General features: G+C 65.0%; 25 protein-coding genes. 12 read left to right on the top strand and 13 right to left on the bottom strand.

The window, feature by feature from the left end; all coding sequences use genetic code 11:
• Nucleotides 1-60: 60 nt before the first annotated feature.
• From LK535_RS11480 to LK535_RS11525, 10 genes are all read right to left on the bottom strand, one after another.
• On the bottom strand, nucleotides 61-642 hold the full coding sequence (locus LK535_RS11480) for a cell wall hydrolase (protein ID WP_227772049.1): 582 nt from the start codon (nucleotides 640-642) through the stop codon (nucleotides 61-63).
• A 202-nt stretch (nucleotides 643-844) separates the two neighbouring features.
• Entirely contained in the window at nucleotides 845-1,171 is a 327-nt protein-coding gene (locus LK535_RS11485) for a DUF1491 family protein (RefSeq protein ID WP_227772050.1), read from the bottom strand.
• Complete coding sequence (locus LK535_RS11490) at nucleotides 1,168-1,623, bottom strand: PaaI family thioesterase (protein WP_227772051.1); 456 nt, start codon at nucleotides 1,621-1,623, stop codon at nucleotides 1,168-1,170. The genes LK535_RS11485 and LK535_RS11490 overlap by 4 nt, the downstream gene beginning before the upstream one ends.
• A complete protein-coding gene (locus LK535_RS11495) occupies nucleotides 1,610-2,089 on the bottom strand; it encodes a PTS sugar transporter subunit IIA (RefSeq protein WP_227772052.1) in 480 nt (159 codons plus the stop codon). Before LK535_RS11495 ends, LK535_RS11490 begins: the two co-directional genes overlap by 14 nt.
• Before the next feature lie 13 nt (nucleotides 2,090-2,102).
• Nucleotides 2,103-2,699, bottom strand: a complete 597-nt coding sequence (gene hpf / locus LK535_RS11500; RefSeq protein WP_227772053.1) for a ribosome hibernation-promoting factor, HPF/YfiA family — start codon at nucleotides 2,697-2,699, stop codon at nucleotides 2,103-2,105.
• Between the two features lie 51 nt (nucleotides 2,700-2,750).
• On the bottom strand, nucleotides 2,751-3,437 hold the full coding sequence (gene dnaQ / locus LK535_RS11505) for a DNA polymerase III subunit epsilon (protein ID WP_227772054.1): 687 nt from the start codon (nucleotides 3,435-3,437) through the stop codon (nucleotides 2,751-2,753).
• 8 nt (nucleotides 3,438-3,445) lie between these two features.
• The gene (coaE, locus tag LK535_RS11510; RefSeq protein WP_227772055.1) at nucleotides 3,446-4,039 is read right to left on the bottom strand and encodes a dephospho-CoA kinase; all 594 of its coding nucleotides are present in this window, start codon (nucleotides 4,037-4,039) and stop codon (nucleotides 3,446-3,448) included.
• Nucleotides 4,040-4,159: 120 nt separating this feature from the next.
• Nucleotides 4,160-4,987 (bottom strand): shikimate dehydrogenase, encoded by an 828-nt coding sequence (gene aroE / locus LK535_RS11515; protein WP_227772056.1) that lies wholly within the window; start codon nucleotides 4,985-4,987, stop codon nucleotides 4,160-4,162.
• A gap of 41 nt (nucleotides 4,988-5,028) precedes the next feature.
• Nucleotides 5,029-5,619 (bottom strand): Maf family protein, encoded by a 591-nt coding sequence (locus tag LK535_RS11520; protein ID WP_227772273.1) that lies wholly within the window; start codon nucleotides 5,617-5,619, stop codon nucleotides 5,029-5,031.
• A gap of 8 nt (nucleotides 5,620-5,627) precedes the next feature.
• Nucleotides 5,628-6,467, bottom strand: a complete 840-nt coding sequence (locus LK535_RS11525) for a pyruvate, water dikinase regulatory protein (protein WP_227772057.1) — start codon at nucleotides 6,465-6,467, stop codon at nucleotides 5,628-5,630.
• A gap of 281 nt (nucleotides 6,468-6,748) precedes the next feature.
• On the opposite strand from LK535_RS11525, the gene hemE reads away from it, so the two are divergent.
• The 7 genes from hemE (at nucleotide 6,749) to ribA (ending at nucleotide 13,481) form a co-directional block, all read left to right on the top strand.
• The gene (gene hemE / locus LK535_RS11530; RefSeq protein ID WP_227772058.1) at nucleotides 6,749-7,810 is read left to right on the top strand and encodes a uroporphyrinogen decarboxylase; all 1,062 of its coding nucleotides are present in this window, start codon (nucleotides 6,749-6,751) and stop codon (nucleotides 7,808-7,810) included.
• Nucleotides 7,810-8,268, top strand: a complete 459-nt coding sequence (locus LK535_RS11535; protein WP_227772059.1) for a CopD family protein — start codon at nucleotides 7,810-7,812, stop codon at nucleotides 8,266-8,268. Before hemE ends, LK535_RS11535 begins: the two co-directional genes overlap by 1 nt.
• Nucleotides 8,269-8,507: 239 nt before the next feature.
• The gene (gene rho / locus LK535_RS11540; protein WP_227772060.1) at nucleotides 8,508-9,764 is read left to right on the top strand and encodes a transcription termination factor Rho; all 1,257 of its coding nucleotides are present in this window, start codon (nucleotides 8,508-8,510) and stop codon (nucleotides 9,762-9,764) included.
• 207 nt (nucleotides 9,765-9,971) lie between these two features.
• The gene (locus LK535_RS11545) at nucleotides 9,972-10,700 is read left to right on the top strand and encodes a TerC family protein (RefSeq protein WP_227772274.1); all 729 of its coding nucleotides are present in this window, start codon (nucleotides 9,972-9,974) and stop codon (nucleotides 10,698-10,700) included.
• 111 nt (nucleotides 10,701-10,811) lie between these two features.
• On the top strand, nucleotides 10,812-11,420 hold the full coding sequence (locus LK535_RS11550) for a LolA family protein (RefSeq protein WP_227772061.1): 609 nt from the start codon (nucleotides 10,812-10,814) through the stop codon (nucleotides 11,418-11,420).
• 232 nt (nucleotides 11,421-11,652) lie between these two features.
• A complete protein-coding gene (locus LK535_RS11555) occupies nucleotides 11,653-12,435 on the top strand; it encodes an exodeoxyribonuclease III (protein ID WP_227772062.1) in 783 nt (260 codons plus the stop codon).
• The gene (gene ribA / locus LK535_RS11560) at nucleotides 12,432-13,481 is read left to right on the top strand and encodes a GTP cyclohydrolase II (protein ID WP_227772063.1); all 1,050 of its coding nucleotides are present in this window, start codon (nucleotides 12,432-12,434) and stop codon (nucleotides 13,479-13,481) included. The genes LK535_RS11555 and ribA overlap by 4 nt, the downstream gene beginning before the upstream one ends.
• A 33-nt stretch (nucleotides 13,482-13,514) precedes the next feature.
• Here ribA and LK535_RS11565 read toward each other — a convergent pair whose 3' ends face one another.
• Together LK535_RS11565 and LK535_RS11570 are read right to left on the bottom strand one after the other, a co-directional pair.
• Nucleotides 13,515-14,180, bottom strand: coding sequence for an HAD family hydrolase (locus tag LK535_RS11565; protein WP_227772064.1), 666 nt, complete (start codon nucleotides 14,178-14,180; stop codon nucleotides 13,515-13,517).
• The gene (locus LK535_RS11570) at nucleotides 14,177-14,854 is read right to left on the bottom strand and encodes a YggS family pyridoxal phosphate-dependent enzyme (RefSeq protein WP_227772065.1); all 678 of its coding nucleotides are present in this window, start codon (nucleotides 14,852-14,854) and stop codon (nucleotides 14,177-14,179) included. The genes LK535_RS11565 and LK535_RS11570 overlap by 4 nt, the downstream gene beginning before the upstream one ends.
• 58 nt (nucleotides 14,855-14,912) lie before the next feature.
• On the opposite strand from LK535_RS11570, the gene LK535_RS11575 reads away from it, so the two are divergent.
• Nucleotides 14,913-15,389, top strand: coding sequence for a thiamine phosphate synthase (locus LK535_RS11575; RefSeq protein ID WP_227772066.1), 477 nt, complete (start codon nucleotides 14,913-14,915; stop codon nucleotides 15,387-15,389).
• An 81-nt stretch (nucleotides 15,390-15,470) separates the two neighbouring features.
• On the opposite strand, the gene LK535_RS11580 is transcribed toward LK535_RS11575, so the two are convergent.
• Nucleotides 15,471-16,163 (bottom strand): hypothetical protein, encoded by a 693-nt coding sequence (locus LK535_RS11580; RefSeq protein ID WP_415837135.1) that lies wholly within the window; start codon nucleotides 16,161-16,163, stop codon nucleotides 15,471-15,473.
• A 237-nt stretch (nucleotides 16,164-16,400) separates the two neighbouring features.
• Here LK535_RS11580 and LK535_RS11585 point away from each other — a divergent pair, with 237 nt between their 5' ends.
• From LK535_RS11585 to holA, 4 genes are read left to right on the top strand one after another with little or no spacing between them, the layout of a single operon-like run.
• Nucleotides 16,401-16,835 carry a DUF3576 domain-containing protein gene (locus tag LK535_RS11585; RefSeq protein WP_227772068.1) on the top strand — a complete coding sequence of 145 codons (435 nt, stop codon included), beginning with the start codon at nucleotides 16,401-16,403 and terminating at the stop codon, nucleotides 16,833-16,835.
• A gap of 10 nt (nucleotides 16,836-16,845) precedes the next feature.
• Complete coding sequence (gene leuS / locus LK535_RS11590; protein WP_227772069.1) at nucleotides 16,846-19,359, top strand: leucine--tRNA ligase; 2,514 nt, start codon at nucleotides 16,846-16,848, stop codon at nucleotides 19,357-19,359.
• Nucleotides 19,356-19,865, top strand: a complete 510-nt coding sequence (gene lptE / locus LK535_RS11595; RefSeq protein ID WP_227772070.1) for an LPS assembly lipoprotein LptE — start codon at nucleotides 19,356-19,358, stop codon at nucleotides 19,863-19,865. The genes leuS and lptE overlap by 4 nt, the downstream gene beginning before the upstream one ends.
• Nucleotides 19,862-20,878 (top strand): DNA polymerase III subunit delta, encoded by a 1,017-nt coding sequence (gene holA, locus LK535_RS11600; protein WP_227772071.1) that lies wholly within the window; start codon nucleotides 19,862-19,864, stop codon nucleotides 20,876-20,878. The genes lptE and holA overlap by 4 nt, the downstream gene beginning before the upstream one ends.
• Nucleotides 20,879-20,979: the final 101 nt, after the last annotated feature.

The following is a 20,979-nucleotide window of genomic DNA, read 5'->3' on the forward strand; positions in this document are numbered from 1 at the left end:
TTAGGGAACGGTGAAAAGGTGGGTAACTGAGGATCAGGAAGCCAAGCGCCCCAATGCGGCTCAGCGCCAGAAGATGTGGTTCCCGATCGATGCCACCTTGGTCAGGCCCGAAGCCGGCGCCCGGCCGCGGTTGAAGTACAGCGCGCGTTCCGCCTCACCATTCCAGGCGTCGGCGAGTGCCACCTTGGCCACCGCAACGGCCGTGCGATAGGGGCGGCTGTCCTCGTTGATTTCCGGAATGCGACCACCGCGAACGAAGCCGAACTGGCCACGCTGGGTCACCACGTCGCAGATGTCGGACGGGAAACGGCCGGATTTGGAGCGGTTGATGATCACATCAGCGACGGCAAGCTGGCCAGACAGCGGCTCACCCTTGGCTTCGTAGAAGATCGCGCCGGCCAGGCACTGGATCGCCTCGTCGTCGCCATCATGCGTCGACTGCGCGGCAACAGCGGCCGCAAGTGTCGGATATGCAACCGAATCGCCGACCGCGAGTTCATCGCTATCGAAGCCCGTCGGCTCAGAAACTGTAGCTGGTGCCGTCGAGGACACCATAACGTTGGTCTGGGGGAGCATCTGCTCGACCTCGGCAGCCAACCCGGCCGTGCTCTGCGCACTCAGGCCGAAGAAAGAGATCGTCATGGCTACGGCAACCGCAGCCCGCGAGAAAAAAGCCATCGTCCACTATCAAAGGCGGTGGGTACGCGGACACGATCCGGCGTTCAGAAGAACAGCGATCGGCCGGGATCCCCCCCGACTGCGTCACCGTTGCGGATCGCACCCGCCGCGGCACAACGCGAAAAATCGATGGCCGTGGCTCGCCATACCCGAGCGATCGAGTCAATTAACCGAGGATCGTTTCAGCGGCGAACCGTTGGCCGTCCACGATATCCAGAGCAACCACCCACAAATCGGGATCACGCGCGCGGCGGCGCGCCCAATAGTCGTCGAGTGATTCGCCGCTGCCTGCTTTCGGCCCGCTTGGTACCAGCGCGTCATTGCCGTCCGGGCCAATTCCGCGCTCGACCACGCGGTCTTCGAGCTCCAGCACGACCAGGATCGCACCTGCATCCGCATCTCCGCGGGCACGCACCACCGCAATCCCGCCGGCATCGTTGACTCGCCGCAGCAAGGCCGAGACGACAAGGTGCGTGGGCAGCCGCGCGTTCACGCGATCCGATAGCCCGGGAGCGAGGCAAGCGCGATCCGGCTGCGCATGAACGTGCCGGTGCCGCGAGCAACTTCCTCGCCATCCGCGGCGATCAGGCGCGCGTCACCGACGAACACCCGCCGCTGGCCGCTGATCCAGCGCCCCTCCGCGATGACCGGGCCGGCGGCCAGCGGGCGCGTCAGGACGAGGTTGAACTGGGTGGTCAGAAGAAAGCGATCGGTGATGAGGCTATTGCAGGCGTAGAACGCCGCATCGTCCAGCATCTTGAAATAGGACGTCCCGTGGGCGGCGCCCGCCGCGTGAAAATGATCCGGCACGATTTCGAAGCTGATCCGCGCCACCCCCGGTTCCGGGATTTCCAGCATCGATGCGAACAACCGGTTGATCGGCGCTGCGGCATACAGCGATTCAAGTGCACGGTGGTGCGCCTCCGCACCCTCAGGCCGCGTCACGCGTGGTTCCCGGTTCGTCGGACGTCAGAAGCGCATAGATGGCGTCGCGCGAACCGGCGCCGCGCAGCTTCGCGACAAACGCACGGTCGCGCAGCCGATTGGATACGCGCGCCAGCGCCTTGAGGTGATCGGCACCGGCATCGGGCGGAGACAGGATCGCCACGATCAGGTCGACCGGCATATCGTCGACCGCCTGAAACTCCACCGGCTGCGCCAGCCGGGCGATCATGACGACGATCCGTGGCAAGCCCTGGATGCGGGCATGCGGCAAGGCCACACCGCCGCCGAAGCCGGTCGAGCCCAGCTTCTCCCGCTCGGTGAGCGCCGTCGAGACGGCGCCGCCGGCCAAGCCAAGCGTCTGGGCAGCCAGGGCGCCCAGTTGCTGGAACAGCATCTTCTTGTTGCTTGCCGTCACCCCGACCGTGATCAGGTCGGGGTGGAGCAGATCGCTCAAATCACTGGCCATGACGTCCCGGCGTTCACCCCGCGCGCTGCGGTTCGACCCAGCCGATCGTCCCGTCGCCGCGCCGATAGACCATGTTGTAGGCCCCCGTCCCGCTATTCTTGAACAGCAGGGCAGCAGTATTGCGCAGGTCAAGCATCATTACCGCGTCCGAAACGGTGGCATCGGGCACGTCGACGCGCGTTTCGGCAATGATCAGCGGCCCTTCGGCGGGCTCGTCATCGTCGCTGATCCGCTCGGCAAAGAGCGTGTAACCGGCGTTGTCGAAATTATCATAAGCGACGCTTTCCGCCAGCGCCTGCACCTCGCCTGCGTTACGATCCTTCAGGCGGCGCATGTAACGGCGCAACTGCTTCTCGATCTTCTCCGCCGCACCATCAAAGGCAAGATGCGCGTCATGGGCATCGTGGCGGCCCTTCAGAACCAGTCCCTGCATCACGTGAACGACGATGTCGCAGCCGAAACCGGTGTCGTGCGGCCCCTTGCCGAACGTCACCTGAGCGGAGATCGCGCGGCTGAAATACTTGTCGGCAATCCCTTGCAGCCGGCTGTCGACATGATCCTTCAGCGCGTCGCCCGTTTCGACCTGGTGACCAGAGATGCGGATATCCATCGACCTATTCTCCATTGGCTGGTCCGGCTTGATTCGCCGGAGCGTTGGGCGTCAACCGGACGCCTCGGCCCCCCAGAGTGGATTCTTCACCCTCGTCATGAACGCGGCATGCGCGCTAAGTTCCTCCGCAGTGGCGGCGAAATGGCGGGCCGGGCGAACGACCCGCGGCGCGGATGTCTCGACCTTGACCTCTTCGACCACCAATTCGCTGACCAGAGAAAGCCCGATCTGCCGCCCGCCCCGCAGCTCGACATAGACCTGCGCCAGCAGTTGCGCGTCGAGCAATGCGCCGTGCAGCACGCGGTGGGACCGATCGATGCCATAACGTGAACACAATGCGTCGAGCGTCAGCTTCGCGCCGGGATGCCGCTGCTTCGCGATCGCCAGGGTATCCACCATGCGGCTGGTGCAAATGACGTCACGACCGCAGCGACCGAGCTCTCCGTTCAAGAAGCCGAAGTCGAACGACGCATTATGTGCGATCAGCGGCGCATCGCCGATAAACGCGACCAGCTCTTCCGCGACGGTGTGGAACAGCGGCTTGTCCGAAAGGAACGCATCCGACAGGCCGTGAATCGCGAACGCACCCGGCGGCATCGACCGTTCGGGGTGAAAATAAGCGTGAAAGGTTCGCCCGGTTTCGACCCGGTTGATCAGCTCCACACAGCCGATCTCCACCATGCGATCCTCGCCGAAGGTAAAGCCAGTGGTTTCAGTGTCGAAAACAATCTCGCGCATCGCAGGGATTATCGGCCTTCCACCGGCACGAGGCAAGCGATGACCCGGCGGACATGCGCCCGGGTTTCCTCGAGCGGCACGTCCGTCGGAATGACGAAATCGGCCTGCGCGCGCTTCTGTTCGTCGGGCACCTGGCGCGCGAGGATCGCGTCGAACTTGCCCTCGCTCATGCCCGGGCGCTGAAGGGTGCGGGCGCGCTGCACGTCGGGCGCAGCGGAAACGACGGCAACCTTGTCCATCGCACGCTGACCACCGGTTTCGAACAGCAAGGGCACATCGAACACGACGACCGGCGCGGCGGCATGTTCCGTCAGAAAGGCGGCCCGCTCCTCGCCCACGGCGGGGTGAACGATCGCTTCCAACGCCTTCATGGCGGCATCATCGCCAAGCACCGCTTCCGCCAGGGCCGTCCGGTTCACGCCCCCTTCCCCAGTCGTTCCGGGAAAACGCGCCTCGATGGCAGCCACCACACGCCCGGCCGGGCCCTGCAGCTTATGGACCTCCGCATCCGCGTCGAAGACCGGAATGCCTTCCTCAGCGAACATCTTGGCGACCGTGGACTTGCCCATGCCGATGGAGCCAGTGAGGCCGAGTTTGATCATCTGTTCCCCCTCCTGTTGCATATCGTCCCCTGCCTCTTCCAAACCCGGCTGCCGTTCCTCATCGATGGAGAAGAGGAGCGCGCCTCCGGATCACGGCATGGGACGAAAGCCGTTCCTGTTCTATCCGATCAATCGTTCGCGCAGTTCGCCGTCATGTTCGCGCGGGGCAGGCTGGCCAAAGAACAATTCGAACGCGGCCGCGGCCTGGCCGACGAGCATTTCGAGGCCGTCGATCGTCTCCAGCCCGCGTGCCTCGGCCGCATCGAGCAGGGGCGTGTGGAGCGGGGCGTAGACGATATCATAGACGACTGCCTCTGGCGGCAGCGGCAGGAGATCGAGATCGAGCGGCGGCTGGCCTTCCATGCCAAGCGCGCTGGTGTTCACCAGGAGCTTCGTCTCGGGGAGGCGAGCGTTCAGCGGCAGCGCCTCTCCCTTCAGGCCGAAGCGGCCGAGCAATGCGGCAGCCTTTAGCGGGGAACGGTTCAGGATCGTCACCTTGCCGACATCGAGGCGCGACAAGGCAAACAGCACTGCGCGCGCGGCACCGCCTGCACCGACGATCGCGACGGGCGCACCAGCGAGATCGAGATCGGCGATCGGGGCGTAGAAGCCGGCCGCATCAGTATTGGTGCCGAACACGCTGCCATCCTCGCGACGAACCACCGTGTTCATCGCGCCGATGCTATCCCGCACGTCGCCGGGATCATCGACGAGATCGAGCATCGCCACCTTATGCGGAATGGTGACGTTGCAGCCGCGCCACAGCGGATCGGCGCGGCGCTGGGCGATGAAGGCGGCGAGATCATCGGGCGCGACCTGCGTCGCGCGATAATCCGCCGCAATGCCCAGCTTCTCGAGCCAGAAGCCATGGATCAGCGGCGACTTGGAATGCTTGATCGGATTACCGATCACCTCTGCATACGGACGTTCAGCGGCGTCTCTGGCCATCGAATGTTGAGAAAGTTGAGACACTGGCGGTTCTTTCTCCATCACGCAGCGAGGACCTGCCGCTCGCGCAAATAGCCGAGCAGCGGGAGCAGCGGCATGCCCAGCACGGTGAACTGGCTGCCTTCGACGCGGCTGAACAATTGCACCCCCGGCCCCTCGATCCTGTAGCAGCCGACGCACCCCGCAATGGTCGGCCATTCGGCATCGAGATACGCCTCGATGAAGGTGTAGGACAGCGGGCGGACGAACATGCGCGCCTTGTCGACATGGCGCCACACCGGCCGGCCACCCTCAGCGATCACCGCTGCGCTGACGAGATCGTGGCGCTTGCCCGACATCATCGCGAGATGCTCCGCGGCTTGGGCTCGGTCGCGCGGCTTGGACAAAATGGTGCCATCCTCCAGCACCGCCAGGCTGTCGGAACCCAGCACCAGCGCCTGCGGGTTACGCTGCGACACCTTGAGCGCCTTCAATTCGGCAAGCGCGTCGGCAAGATCGCGCGGCGGGATTGCGCCAAGCGATGCCTTGGCGGCATCCTCGTCCACCATCGCCGGCTGCGCCTCGAACGGAACGCCGGCAGCTTCCAGCATCGCGCGGCGCGAGGCGGATTGCGAGGCGAGGACCAGTTTCAAGGGCGCGCTCACCGTTCCATCATCCCCGGCATGCCCCGGCGTTCGTTGAACAGCGAAATGATTGCGGCCGCGGTCTCCTCGATCGACCGCCGTGTGACGTCAATCACCGGCCAGCCGTTGTCGGAAAACATGCGGCGGGCATAGGCAAGTTCCCGCGTCACTGCTTCCTGATCCACATAGGACGTCTCCGGCGCTTGATTGAGCGAGAGCAACCGGTTGCGCCGGACCTGGATCAAGCGGTCCGGACTGGTGGTGAGCCCAACAACCAATGGGTTGGCCAAACTGTAGAGCGTATTGGGGGGCGGGCTTTCGACCACGATCGGAATGTTCGCCACCTTGAAGCCGCGGTTGGCGAGGTAGATGGAAGTCGGCGTCTTCGACGATCGCGAGACGCCGGCCAGGACGATGTCCGCCTCCTCCCACTCCTCCCACAATACGCCATCGTCATGGGCGATGGTGAACTGAATGGCATCGACACGCGCGAAATAGGCCGCGTCCAACACATGCTGACGCCCCGGCTTGTTCTTCGCCTGCTGGCCAAGCAACGCCGACAAGGCATCGTTCACCGGATCAAGCGGCGCAACCATCGGCAGGCCCAGTGCCTGGCAGCGCTGCTCCAGCGCCTCGCGCGTGCCCGCATTCACCAGCGTGTAGATCACGAGCCCGGGATTCTGGGCGATTTCCTGAAGGATGCGGTCGAGATGCGCTTCGGTGCGCACCATTGGCCAGAAATGCCGCACCGTTTCGACATTGTCATATTGGGCGAGCGCGGCCTTGGCGATGTTCTCCAGCGTCTCTCCGGTGGAGTCAGAGAGGAGGTGCAGGTGCAGCTTCACCGTCACGGGCATGAACCTGTGGATAACATGGGGATGACCGCTAGCGTAAGCTGCGAGAGGGGCCAAGCGGCAGTGCGCGCCGTGGAAAACTGATGAGTCATCCACAATTAAATCCACGCCGGGCGATTTTATCCACAGGCTGTGTGAATCGGGGATCGTTGAATCGAATCCCCGGGACTCTGCGACTCCACGAGCGTCAAGCTGTTGGCAATCCGGGGACGAACGCATAAGCCCCGCAACCAACGCGCCTACATCATCACACAACCATCAGACTCTTTCTTTTGAGAAGAAGCATGGACGCCCCAACCGATTCAAAACCACTGCTGGGCGTGTTGAAGGGACAGAAACGCGCGCGGCCACCGATGTGGTTCATGCGGCAAGCGGGCCGATACCTGCCCGAGTATCGCGCGCTCCGAGCCGAAAAGGGCGGATTCCTGGCGCTCGCGACCGATCCCGACGCGGCAGCGGAAGTGACGATCCAGCCGATCCGCCGCTTTGGTTTTGATGGCGCGATCCTGTTTTCCGACATCCTGATGGTGCCCTGGGCGATGGGGCAGGACCTGACGTTCGGGCCGGGCGAGGGCCCGCGCCTTTCCCCGCGGCTGCTGGACCAGAATCTCGGCTCGCTCACCAATGTGCTCGCGCGGCTGGACCCGGTCTATGCCACCGTTCGCCGCGTCGCCGCCGCGCTGCCCAGCGACACCACGTTCCTGGGGTTCGCGGGATCACCCTGGACAGTGGCGACCTATATGGTGGCCGGGCAGGGAAGCCGGGACCAGGCGGAAACACGCGGCCTTGCCTATCGCGATCCAGCCGCCTTTGCCGAAATCATCAATGCGATCGTGACGCTGACGGTTGATTACCTTTCCGGGCAGATCGAAGCCGGCGTCGAGGCAGTGCAGTTGTTCGATAGCTGGGCCGGCACGCTATCGCCGGCGCAGTTCGAGCGGTGGGTCATCGCGCCCAACGCCGCGATCGTGGCAGCACTGAAGGCCAGGCACCCCGATGTGCCGGTGATTGGATTCCCGAAGGGGGCAGGCGGCAAGCTGCCCGCTTATGCGCGCGAGACCGGCGTCGACGCGGTCGGGCTGGACGAGACGGTGGACCCCGTCTGGGCGGATTCCGTGCTGCCGACTGGGCTGCCGGTGCAAGGCAACCTCGATCCGCTCGCGCTGATCGCTGGCGGGCAAGCACTGGATTCGGCCATCGACCGGATCCTCGCGGCATTTGGCGAGCGGCCGCATGTCTTCAACCTCGGCCATGGAATCGACCAGCACACGCCGATCGCTCACGTCGAGCAGGCAATTGCTCGCGTTCGTTCGGGGCCGGCGGGCGGTTCAGGAGGGCAAGGCTGATGGGCGCTGGTTTCCTCGGCGCGGCGTATCTCTGGGTGAAGGCCGCGCACATCATCTTCGTGATCTTCTGGATGGCGGGGATGTTCATTCTGCCGCGCTATCTCGTGCATCATCAGGACGGGCTCGATGATCCGGCAGAGCGCGAGCGGTGGGAATTGCGCGAGCGGCGGCTGCGCAACATCATTCTCACGCCGTCGATGATCGCCGTGTGGCTAATTGGCCTGGTGCTGGCAGTGAATATCGGTTTGCTGGAGGGGATCCAGGGGCTTGCGTGGTTGCATGCCAAGCTTTTCGTAGTGTTCCTGCTGTCCGGCTACCATGGCTGGGCCGTCGGTTATTCGAAGCAGCTGGCAACCGGGCGTGCCACGCTGAGCACGCGACGGCTGCGGATGATGAACGAAGTTCCGGCGCTGGCCGTGACGATCATCGTGATCCTGGCGGTGGTGAAGCCATTCTGAACCTGCGCAACGCGCTCTAGCGAAAGAGGGCGCGCCGAAGGCCTGCCGCATCCCGTCAGGTCAGCAACGCGAATCCCGTCACCACCCCTTCTGCTGGCGCTTGACTAAGCCGCGGGGCGCTCCTACGTCGCCGGTACGGTGAGGTCGTTCGGCCTGCCGCCTTCCTCCAGTCTCGTTGCTGCGCGATCTCATCCGCCGACCGGGCTTCTCCCCCCACCGATCCTCATCGGACACACGATATGCATCTCAAGGACCTCAAGAAGAAAGCTCCGGCGGAACTGGTCCAGCTGGCCGAAGAGCTTGGCGTCGAGGGCGCCTCCACGCTGCGCAAGCAGGATCTGATGTTCGCCATCCTGAAGGTTCAGGCCGAGGAAGGTGAGCAGATCATGGGCGAGGGCACCATCGAGGTGCTGCCCGATGGCTTCGGCTTCCTGCGCTCGCCAGAGGCGAACTATCTCGCGGGTCCTGACGACATCTACGTCTCGCCGAATCAGGTGCGTAAGCATGGCCTGCGCACCGGCGACACGGTGGAAGGCGAGATCCGCGGGCCGAAGGACGGCGAACGCTATTTCGCGCTGACCAAGCTCGTCCGCGTCAACTTTGACGATCCCGATGCCGTTCGCCATCGCGTGAACTTCGACAATCTGACGCCGCTCTACCCGGACGAGCGGCTCAAGATGGAAATTGAGGATCCGACCGCGAAGGACAAGACGGGCCGCGTGCTCGATCTCGTCTCGCCGATCGGCAAGGGCCAGCGCTGCCTGATCGTCGCGCCGCCGCGCGTCGGCAAGACGGTGATGATGCAGAACATCGCACGCGCGATCTCTGCCAACCATCCTGAGGTGTTCCTGCTGGTGCTGCTGATCGACGAGCGGCCCGAGGAAGTCACCGACATGCAGCGCACGGTGAACGGCGAGGTCGTCTCCTCCACCTTCGACGAGCCGGCAACCCGCCACGTTGCCGTGGCCGAGATGGTGATCGAGAAGGCCAAGCGCCTCGTCGAGCACAAGAAGGACGTGGTGATCCTGCTCGACAACATCACTCGCCTCGGCCGCGCCTACAACACGGTGGTGCCGTCGTCGGGCAAGGTGCTGACCGGCGGTGTCGACGCTAACGCCCTGCAGCGGCCGAAGCGCTTCTTCGGTGCGGCGCGCAACATCGAGGAAGGCGGCAGCCTGACCATCATCTCGACCTCGCTGATCGATACCGGCAGCCGGATGGACGAGGTGATCTTCGAGGAGTTCAAGGGCACCGGCAACGCCGAAATCGTGCTCGACCGCAAGGTGGCGGACAAGCGTATCTTCCCGGCGATCGACGTGGGCAAGAGCGGCACCCGCAAGGAAGAGCTGCTGGTCGAGAAGGACAAGCTCAGCAAGATGTGGGTGCTGCGCCGCATCCTGATGCAGATGGGCACCGTGGACGCGATGGAATTCCTGCTGGGCAAGATGAAGGATTCCAAGACCAACGAGGACTTCTTCGCCAGCATGAACCAGTAAGGCGGATCGGCGGCGGCGCGGTCGATCCGCGTCGCCGCCCAACCGATCCAGCCAGCGCCCGGCGACCCTGCATAGCCGCCCCTCCGGCGTCTTGGTGGTGCGTGCCACGGCACGCTGGCGCACAGCGCCCAAGCCCGGTAACACGCCTGCAACCGGATCGGCCTGGCGCCGTTCGGTCCCTATCACCCGCAGGAGCGCTGACCGTTGATCCTAACCCTGCTCGCCCAAGCTGCTGCCGCCATTCAGGGGCCGGGGTCGCTGGCGGATATCTGGCAACATATCGTCGCCGACTTTTCCAATCTGTCTGATCCCGCCGCGCTGGCTGCCTTTGGCCAGGTGCTGATGATCGACCTGGTGCTGGCCGGCGACAATGCCGTGGTCGTCGGCGCGCTTGCTGCGGGCCTGCCGTCGGAACAGCGCAAGAAGGTGATCCTGATCGGCATCATCGCGGCGCTGGTACTGCGGATCTTCTTCGCGCTGATTGTCACGTGGCTGATGGGCATCGTCGGTTTGATCTTTGCCGGCGGCTTGCTGCTGTTGTGGGTGAGCTGGAAATTCTGGCGTGAGTTGCGCGCTGGTTCGCATGCCAACGCTGGATCGGAAGAGATCGAGGGCGACGAGCGCTCGGGCCTTGCCCCGGCGCGGTCCTTTGCCGGCGCCGCCTGGGCGGTTGCGGTCGCCGACGTGTCGATGAGTCTCGACAATGTGCTGGCAGTGGCGGGTGCGGCCCGTGAGCATCCCGGTATCCTGGTGGTCGGTCTGATCCTCTCCGTCGCGCTGATGGGCCTGGCGGCGAACCTGATCGCGCGAGTGATCGGCCGCTACAGCTGGATCGCTTATATCGGCCTGGCAGTGATCGTCTTCGTGGCGTTCAAGATGATCTACGAAGGCTGGATCGGCACCGGTGAGACGATCGGTCTCAGCACGCTGTTCTAACCTCGCCCAAGCAACCCGGCGCTCCCCGCCGATACGGCGGGGAACCGGGAAGGGTTCACCACGCGTTCAACCCGTCCTGGCCATAACCCGGCCATGCCCAACGGGAGAGCCATGTTGAGAAGTTTCGTGCCAATCGCCGCTGCAGTCGTGATCGCTGCGCCGGCGGCGGCGCAATCGGGTGATCTGGCGCTGGTCCAGAACCACCTGCGCGCCGTGAACACGATGACGGCGGATTTCACCCAGACCGATCGCGCCGGCAAGACGCTGACCGGCACCTTGTCGCTCAAGAAGCCGGGCAAGATCCGCTTCCAATATGAAAAGGGCGTGCCGATCCTGGTGGTTGGCGATGGCAAGGCGTTGACCTTTATCGATTACTCGGTCCGCCAGGTGCAGCGGTGGCCGATCAGCAATTCGCCGCTTGGCGTGCTGATCAATCCGGACCGTGACATTTCGCGGTTTGCCAAGGTGATCCCCAGCGGCGATTCGCGCGTCCTCTCCGTCGAGGGCTATGATCCCAAGCATCCGGAATATGGCCGCATCACCATGGTCTTCGCACGCGATGGCGCCGCGCCTGGGGGCTTGATGCTGCAAGGGTGGGTGACGCTGGACAGTCAGGGCAACCGCACGACGATCAGACTCGCCAACCAGCGGTTCAATGGTCCGGTAAGCGACGGAACGTTCCGTTGGAACGATCCGCGGAGATCGAACGCGCGCAACTAAACCGTTTCCATGACTGTTGTTCATGCCTGCGACAGGAAGGAACCGCTAGTGCATCGGGTGCGGATGTGGGGCGGTTCAGGATTTTCCCCCTGTTGCCTGAACCAGGCTTCACACCCCCCTGCGTGACGAACGTCAGGTCGGCCCTCGCTCCATGCCCCCGGAGCGGGGGCCTTTCCTTTTCCCGCGCACATGATGATTGCCGTTGCGCCGTTGCCGCCGCTAAAGCGCGCGGGTGAAGATCGTCAGCTGGAACATCAATTCGGTTCGTTTCCGCATCGCCATCGTGGAGCAGTTTCTACGCGAGGCGCAGCCGGACATCCTGTGTCTGCAGGAAACCAAGGTGGTGGATGCCGATTTCCCGTTCGAGACGTTTCGTCAGCTCGGCTACGAACATATTCTGATCCACGGCCAGCGGATGCATCACGGCGTGGCGATCATCAGCCGCGTCCCGATCACCGAAGATGACCGGCTGGACTGGCAGGCCAATCGTGAAGCACGGCACATTGGCGTTCGGCTGGCCAACGGCGTTCGGCTGGAGAATGTCTATGTTCCCGCGGGCGGAGACGTGCCCGATCGCGAGGTGAATGCGAAGTTCGGCCAGAAGCTGGATTTCGTGCAGCGCATGACGGAATGGTCCGCCACGCTCGACTGCCCGACCATTCTGACGGGTGACTTCAACATCGCGCCGCTACCCAGCGACGTGTGGAGCCACAAGGCATTGCTGAAGGTCGTCAGCCATACGCCGATCGAGGTGGAAGCGCTCGAGAGGCTTAAGGCATCGAACGATTGGGTGGACCTGGGCCGGCACTTCCACCCGGCACCGGCGCGGTTGCATACATGGTGGAGTTATCGGTCGCCCGACTGGACGAAGAACGACCGCGGGCGTCGGCTGGACCATATGTGGGCCACGGGGGACGTGGCGAAAGCGGCGCAATCGCACCACGTGTTCGAGGCGTGTCGCAGCTGGCTGAAGCCGTCCGATCACGTCCCGATCATGACGGAGTTCGCCTTTTGACCGACGCGCGCCAGGCAGCCCGAGCCATCGATGCGTTGCGCCGCGGTTGGCCGGTTCGCATTGGCGGGCTGGCGCTGCTGCCGATCGAAACGGCGGATCCCGTCCGTCTTAGCACCTTTGATCCCGGGGAACAGGCGCCCGTCCTCCTTTCTGCCGGTCGTGCGGAAACGCTGAAACTCGCCAACCAGCGCGAGGCGGCGGTCCCGGACGCGCCAGTGCTGGTCGACCGGGCGCCCTGGGTGGATTTTGCCGCTGCAACGGCGCTGGCCGATCCTCAGCTTGATCTTGCGACGCCGCTGAAGGGGCCGTTCCGTGCCATTCCGTTGCTCCACCCCGAGGATGCTGCCGCTGCGCTGCGGCTGGCGCGGATTGCCGGCATGTTGCCTGCTTTCTTCGTGCGGGAGGATGGCGACGCAGAGGTGAGCTTGTCGGTGGCGGACATCGATGCGCATGAGGATGCCGTCCGACTGACGATCGCTGCGCGCGCCCGCTTGCCGGTCGCCCATGCCGAAGATGCGGAGATCGTGGCCTTCCGCACGCCGGAGGGGGCAGGGGAGCATGTCGCGCTGCTGATCGGCATGCCGCAGGGCCAGCCGCCATTGGTACGGCTGCATAGTGAGTGCCTGACGGGAGATGCGCTGGGCAGCCTGAAGTGCGATTGCGGGCCGCAACTCGACGCGGCGCTGAAGGCCATTGCAGCGTCGGGCTGGGGCATCCTGCTGTATCTGCGGCAGGAAGGTCGGGGCATTGGCCTCGTCAACAAGCTGCGCGCCTATGCTCTGCAGGATCAGGGCTTTGATACGGTGGATGCGAATACGCGGCTGGGCTTTGCGATCGATGCGCGCGATTTCGGCGTCGCGGCGCGGATGCTCGACCTGTTGGGGCAGCGGAACGTGCGGCTGCTGACGAACAATCCTGGCAAGGTGGCGGGATTGGAGGCACGGGGGATCACCGTGACCGAGCGGGTGCCGCACTTCCTGCCGACAAACCCGCACAATGAGCGGTATCTCGCGACAAAGCGGGATCGCACCGGGCACCAGTTGTAAGAACGAGCGGGGACGTCCCGCTCGCGTGGCGCCCTAGAGCTTCAGCAGGCGGCGGACGTCATCGAAATCATGGGCAATGGCGTGAACGCCGATCTGCCGCAGCTTGGCATCATGTCCAGGGGTGCAGTGCAGCCCGGCGCACAAGCCGATCACGTGCCCGCCGCTCGCCACCGCGCCCGTGGCGCCAACCGGTGAATCCTCCAGGATCGCACAGCGATCGATCGGCACACCCAGTCGGCGGGCGCCATAGAGGTAGAGATCGGGCGCCGGCTTCCCGCGTTCGACATGCTCGGCGCCGGAATAAATGTGCTCACCGAACACGTCGGCGAGGCCCAGATGCCGTAGGTGAGTGCTGATCCAGCGGGTCGAACTTGAGGATACCACCGCCTTGGGCAGATCGACCGGCAGCGAGCGGACGAATGCGACTGCACCGGCGACCTCCTCCACTCCCTCGGCCAACACCCGTTCGTTCTCCGCCATCCGCGCTTCGCTCCAGTCGGCCGGTAGCGGGCCACCGATGAACGATTCAACGCGATCAAGGAAATCGCGTCCGGAAAGACCCATGAAGTTCGCCATGGATTCCTCCGGCGTGATCGGATGGCCACGATCGGAGAGGAAATCGGCGATGTGCTTGTTGCCGAGATACTCGCTCTCGATCAGCACTCCGTCAAAGTCGAACAGCAGGGCCTGAAAGGTCATGCGGCTGTTCCTGCCGCCTGGCGCTCTCCGAACAGCGCAGATCCGATGCGCACATGGGTGGCACCGATCATCACCGCGGTTTCGAAATCGTCAGACATCCCCATGCTGAGCCCAGCGACGCCTTCGTCCCGCGCGAGCTTCGCCAGCAAGGCAAAGTAAGGTGCAGCCTCGACGCCCGCCGGCGGAAGGCACATCAGACCAGCGATCGGCAGATCCGCGGTCCGGGCCTCTGCAAGCAGCGCCGGAAGATCGGCAATGGCACAGCCGCCCTTTTGTGGCTCCTCACCGATATTCACCTGGACGAAGCAGGCCGGACGACGTCCCTGCGCATCCATTGCCTTGGCGAGTGCCGTAACCAGCGACGAACGATCGACCGCATGGATGTCATCGGCGAGCGCGACGGCCTCGGCGGCCTTGTTCGATTGCAGCTGACCGATCAGGTGCAGGCGAGCGTCAGGATAGCGCTCGCGCAATGCCAGCCACTTTGCTTCCGCTTCCTGCACACGATTCTCGCCGAAGTCGCGATGGCCGGCGGCCAGCAATGGTTCGATCGCTTCGGCAGGGTGCGTCTTCGACACAGCGATCAGGGTGACGTCGGCAGCATCGCGGCGCGCGAGCTTGGCGGCGTGGGCGATGCGCCCGCGAATGGCGGCGAGGCGGTCGTCGGCTTGCATTGCGGGCGCTATAGGCAGGGCAATGCGCCGCCGCCACCCTGTCCCGACGCTTTGGCTTATGACCGACGAGCGGATGGGCGAGGCCTTGTGGGAGGCGGTTCGTCGGTTGCCGCGCGGTGCGGGGATCGTGTTCCGGCACCACGCGACCCCGCTCGCCGAGCGACGGCAGCTATTTGCACGATTGCTTCGGCTGGCCCGGGCGCGCGGCCTGGTGCTGGTACGGGCAGGGGACTTGCCGATGCGGGGAGAGATGGGTGTTCATCGCGGGCGGAGTCGTTCGCTCGTGACATGGCCGGTCCATAATGCAGGGGAGGCCCGTCTGGCGCGGCAGGCTGGGGCGGACGTTGTGTTTGTGTCGCCAGTATTCGGCACGCGTTCGCATCCCGGTGCCCGCGGTCTTGGCGTGCGCAGGGCAGAGGCGCTCGCGCGAACGCTGCCGATGGTCCGGATCGCGTTGGGCGGGATGAATGCGCGCCGTTTTCGCACGCTGCACAGGTTCGACGGGTGGGCGGCGATCGACGCGTGGCTACGTTAAGCCCTTCGCTCCACCGCGTATGACCGTCAGCAAGCGTTGGATGTTAGGACGGGCGTCAGACTGCCCATCCGGCGCCTGCGATCAGAAGCGGAAGGCTGTGCCCACATAGACCGCCTGGCTATCCCGGCGATCGTCGCTGAAGCGCGCGAGACGCTCACGTTCGGACTTGTAGCGCATGCCGGCCGTCAGATCGATATTACGCGTCAGGGAGTAGGACCCGCCAACGTCAAGCGAATAGCTCGGCCCTTCCTCGACCAGCTTCTGCGATCCCGGCAGTGCCCGATCAGCCGCTGCCTTCACCCGACCCGTGAAGCGCGGGAGCGAGTAGCTGACAGCCACGTCAGCCGCTTCGCGACCGCCAGGCTGACCGGCGAGATCGAGCTTGGCCACATCTCCGGATACGACGAAGCGCTTCCAGCCGACCGAAACACCCAGGTTGTAGGCGACGGGTACCAGGCCAACCGTGGGCGCTACGGCAGCAGCGCGGCCCGCGTCGGCGATCTGGCTGGACCGCGCGCGAACGGCAACGGTGACCGGTCGATTACCCTGACGATTTTCCGAAGGCGTGAACCGGAACTCGCTTGTCCCAAGACCGCTGCGCGCGAAGGCGGCGGCCAGGCGCGGATCCGCCGCCGAGGGTGTAAAGCCACCTAGAGCACGCGAGGCCGCCGGGCGCTTTGCCGTTGCCCGATCAACTTCTGAGGCGCCTGACGCGGGCGCAACAGCGAGCGCCGCGGCAATCGCCACGACAGACCCGCCAATGAGCGCACGTATCGCGTACACAGAATCCCTCCGACCCTTGGAAACGCACGTAGCACGATTCGTTCACGCGTCGCCATGTGCCTGTGCCGGTTTTGGCGGAAGTGTTGCACGCTTTCCACAATCCACGCTGCCAGCCAACGCGCCGGCGCGCTGATCGGACCCATGCCGGTGCCCTCGAGCGCGAACTTGCGGGCATAAGTCATGCTCTGTAGAGGTCAGCGTCACGATTTTTCCATCAGGAAGATGCCGATGTTCCGCCCGTTGCGTTCCGCGCTGGTCGTATGCGCTGCCCTTGCCATCGCCGGTTGTGGTGGTGGCCGTCAGCGGCCGGAGGCCGATCTTGCCGCCAGCCGTATCACCACCATTGGTGTGAACAGCTATCTGTGGCGTGCCTCTCTCGACACGCTGAGCTTCATGCCCCTGCTCCAGACGGACTCGAACGGCGGCGTCATCGTCACCGACTGGTACGTCAATCCACAGACCCCGACCGAGCGCATGAAGGTGACCGTGACGATCCTCGACCAGGATCTGCGCGCGGACGCGGTGCGCGTCGCTGCGCTGCGCGAAGTGAACCAGGGTGGGCAGTGGGTTGCGGCACCAGTAGCGGCAGCCACCACCCAGAAGCTGGAAGACATCATTCTGACCAGGGCGCGCGACCTGCGGCGTGCCTCCTCGGCGAACTGATCGCATAACCATGAGCCAGCGCTTCAACGCGCTCTCTGCCGACGCCCGCTGGCAGCGGGTGTGGGACGAGCGCCGGACCTTCGCCGCCGACGATCATTCGAACAAGCCCAAGAGCTACGTGCTCGAGATGTTCCCCTATCCCTCGGGGCGCATCCACATGGGCCATGTGCGCAATTACACGATGGGCGACGTGCTCGCCCGGTTCCGGCGCATGAACGGCATGGAAGTGCTCCACCCGATGGGATGGGACGCATTCGGCATGCCGGCCGAGAATGCGGCGATGGAAAAGGGCGTCCACCCCGGCGGCTGGACGCGCGACAATATCGCCACGATGAAGGCGCAGCTGAAGCGGCTTGGCTTCGCGCTGGACTGGACGCGCGAATTCGCCACCTGCGACCCGGAATATTACGGGCATGAGCAGGCGCTGTTCCTGAAATTCTACGAGGCTGGCCTGGTCTATCGCCGCGAAAGCGCGGTGAACTGGGACCCGGTCGACATGACCGTGCTGGCCAACGAGCAGGTGATCGACGGGCGCGGCTGGCGTTCGGGCGCCTTGGTCGAGAAGCGCAAGCTGAACCAGTGGTTCCTGAAGATCACCGCCTTTGCCGAGGACCTGTTGGGGGGGCTGGGCGAGCTGAAGGACTGGCCGGACAAGGTTCGCCTGATGCAGGAGAACTGGATCGGGAAGAGCCAGGGCCTGACGTTCCGCTTCGCGCTGAACGATGCGGCGGGCACGAACGAGGGCGTGGTCGAAGTCTATACGACCCGGCCCGACACGATCTTCGGCGCGAGCTTCGTCGCGGTGGCGGCGGATCACCCGCTGGCGCAGCGCGTGGCGGCGGACGATCCCGCAGCGCAGGCGTTCATCGAGGAGTGCCGCCGCGGCGGCACCACCGCGGCCGAGCTGGAAACGCAGGAGAAGCTTGGCTTCGACACCGGACTGAAGGCGGCGCATCCGTTCGATCCGTCACTGCAGCTGCCGGTCTATATCGCGAACTTCGTGCTGCTGGATTACGGCGTCGGCGCCGTCTTCGGCGTGCCGGCGCACGACCAGCGCGATTTCGAATTCGCCACCAAGTACAAGCTGCCGATCCGCCGTGTCGTGTCCGAGGGCACGAAGGATGCGCCCGAGTTCCAAGAGGCGGAGGCCTATACCGGGCCGGGCACGCTGGTGAATTCGCACTTCCTCGACGGGATGGACGTGGAGGATGCCAAGCGCGAGGTGATCACCCGCGCCGAGGCCGGTGGGTGGGGCGAGGGGACGACGGTGTTCCGCCTGCGCGACTGGGGCGTGAGCCGCCAGCGTTACTGGGGCACGCCGATCCCGATCATCCATTGCGAGGGCTGCGGCGTGGTGCCGGTGCCGGCGGACCAGCTGCCGGTGAAGCTGCCCGAGGACGTGAGCTTCGCGACGCCGGGCAATCCGCTCGACCGGCACCCGACGTGGAAGCATGTCGACTGCCCGTCCTGCGGCAAGCCGGCGGTTCGCGAGACCGACACGCTCGACACGTTCGCGGATTCTTCATGGTATTTCATACGCTTCGCCAGCCAGCCGGACGACAAGCCGTTCGACAAGGCGGTGGCCGAGCAATGGCTGCCGGTGGGGCAGTATATCGGCGGCGTGGAGCATGCGATCCTCCACCTGCTCTACGCCCGCTTCTGGACGCGCGCGCTGCAGCACATCGGCATGATCGACGTGGCGGAGCCGTTCGCCGGCCTGTTCACGCAGGGCATGGTGACTCACGAGACGTACAAGTCGAGCGATGGCCGCTGGCTGTCTCCCGGCGAAATCGAGAATGGCATCGAGACGGCAACCGGCCAGCCAGTGACGGTGGGCCGCGTCGAGAAGATGTCCAAATCGAAGAAGAACACCGTCGATCCCGAGCCGATCGTCGACCAATATGGCGCGGACGCGGTGCGCTGGTTCATGCTCTCCGACTCCCCGCCCGAGCGCGACCTGGAGTGGAGCGAGAACGGCATCGAGGGCGCGTGGCGCTTCATCCAGCGGCTGTGGCGCCTGGTGGGTGACCAGAGCGGCAGCGATGACGGCGAAGACGTGGGCTTGCGCAAGGTGGCGCATCGTACCGTCAAGGGCGTTGCCGAAGCGATCGAGGGCCTGCAGTTCAACAAGGCGGTGGCGCTGATCTACACGCTGGCCAATGCGGTGGAGAAGGCGAGGCCGTCGGCGGATCGCACCGCGGCGCTCGGCACGCTGCTGCGCATCGTGGCGCCGATGGTGCCGCATCTCGCCGAGGAAGCCTGGGCGGCGCGCGGTGGGGACGGCCTGATCGCCGATGTTGCCTGGCCCGCGATCGATCCTGCCATGCTGGTGGATGACGAGGTTACGATTGCGGTGCAGGTGAACGGCAAACTGCGCGATACGCTGGTAATGCCGAAGGGGACCGCCAAGGACGCTGCCGAGGCACAGGCCATGGCATCCGAGAAGGTGATCCGTGCACTGGAAGGCAAGGCCCCGAAGAAGGTGATCGTCGTGCCCGATCGATTGGTGAACATCGTCGCATGAAGCGGCACCTGACCCTCGTTGCGCTGTTGCCGATGGCACTTCTCGGCAGCTGCGGGCTCAAGCCGCTTTATTCCGGGGGCAGTTCCGGACCGGTGGCACAGGCGCTTGGGCAGGTCGAGGTCGCGCCCATTGAGGGTAAGGCGGGCTGGTTGGTCACCAATGCTCTTCGGGATCGGCTGGGCGCCGTCCCTGCGGGGCAAACCGCACGATACCGGCTGCAGATCAAGCTGGACGACGAGATCACCGGCTTGGCCATCCGCCGAGACGATTCGGTGGCTCGTGAACGCCGGACGTTGCGCGCCCGGTATCAGCTCGTCGAATTGGACAAGGGTGGCGTCGTCCTCGACGCCACAGCAGGCTCGGACGCCGGGATCGACGTGGTCGGATCGGACTACGCCACCATTGCCGCCGAAAGCACGGCACTGGAACGCCTCTCAGAGCGCGTTGCAGACCAGATCCTGATGCGTCTGGCGGTTTACGTGGGGCGTACGCCCACCGCGCCATGAAGGCCACTGAGGCGCGCCTGAAGGCGGCGCTGGATCGACCGCCGGCGGACATCCGGCTGTATCTCCTGTTTGGTCCGGACGAAGCGGGCGCGTTGGCGCTTGCGGAGCGTCTGCCGCGCGCTCTCGGGCCGGATGCGGAGCGGGTGGACGTGGAAGGCGCCGCGTTACGGGGCGACCCTGCACGACTCGCCGATGAGGCTGCCTCTCTTTCCCTGTTCGGGACCGCACGGCATGTGCGCGTGACTGGGGCAGGGGAGGAGAGCCTCGCTGCCGTCACGGCGCTGCTCGAAGCCGAGCGCGCAGGCAATCCAGTGGTGATGATCGCGCCTTCGCTGAAGGCGACGTCCAAGGTGGCGAAGCTGGCGCTCGACTCACCGCTTGCGCTGGCGCTCGCTTGCTATGTTCCGGGCGGCGACCAGCTCGAGGGTATCGCTGGTGAAATCGCGCGGGAGCATGGCCTGCGGCTGGGCGCCGGCGTCGCGCGGCGGTTAGCGCAGGCTGGCGGCGGCGACCGGGCGGTGATGATGCGGGAGATCGAGAAGCTGGCGCTCTACCTGGACGCTGCGTCCGATCATCCCGCGGAATGTAATCCCGATGCTCTGGAAGCGGTGGGCGCCGACTTGGGGGATGCAGAGACTGGTGACGTTATCAACGCGGTGATTGCTGCCGCGCCCGCTGCACTCGGCGAAGCCTTGCGGCGCTTGGACGAGGCCGGCATTTCCCCCGTTCCCTGGCTGCGCGCTCTGGCCCGGCGGCTCGCCTCTCTTGCAGAGATGAAGGGGGAGGTCGTCAACGGCGGCGACATTGCCGGCGTGATGAAGCGGCACCGTGTATTCTTCAAGGAAGAGGCCGCGACTGCGGCTGCCCTGCGGCGATGGTCCCCGCAAGCGCTCGCGCGCGCGCTGGCGATGGTTCGCGAGGCAGAGCGCAACGTGATGGCTGGCGGCGGCGGCGCAGGCGATGTGCTGGCTGCACAGGCTATGGTTGAGTTGGCGGTAAGGGTCCGCCGTTAGCTGGTCGGTTCGACGCTGCTGAGGTTGAGCCTCTGCCGCCGCGTATCGGCAGCGTCGGTTGTTGACCGGTCGAGCAGGGGTGGCAGGCCATTCCGCTCCGC

Origin of the sequence: Sphingomonas sp. IC4-52, assembly GCF_020707225.1 — a bacterium.
Taxonomy (GTDB): Bacteria; Pseudomonadota; Alphaproteobacteria; order Sphingomonadales; family Sphingomonadaceae; genus Sphingomonas.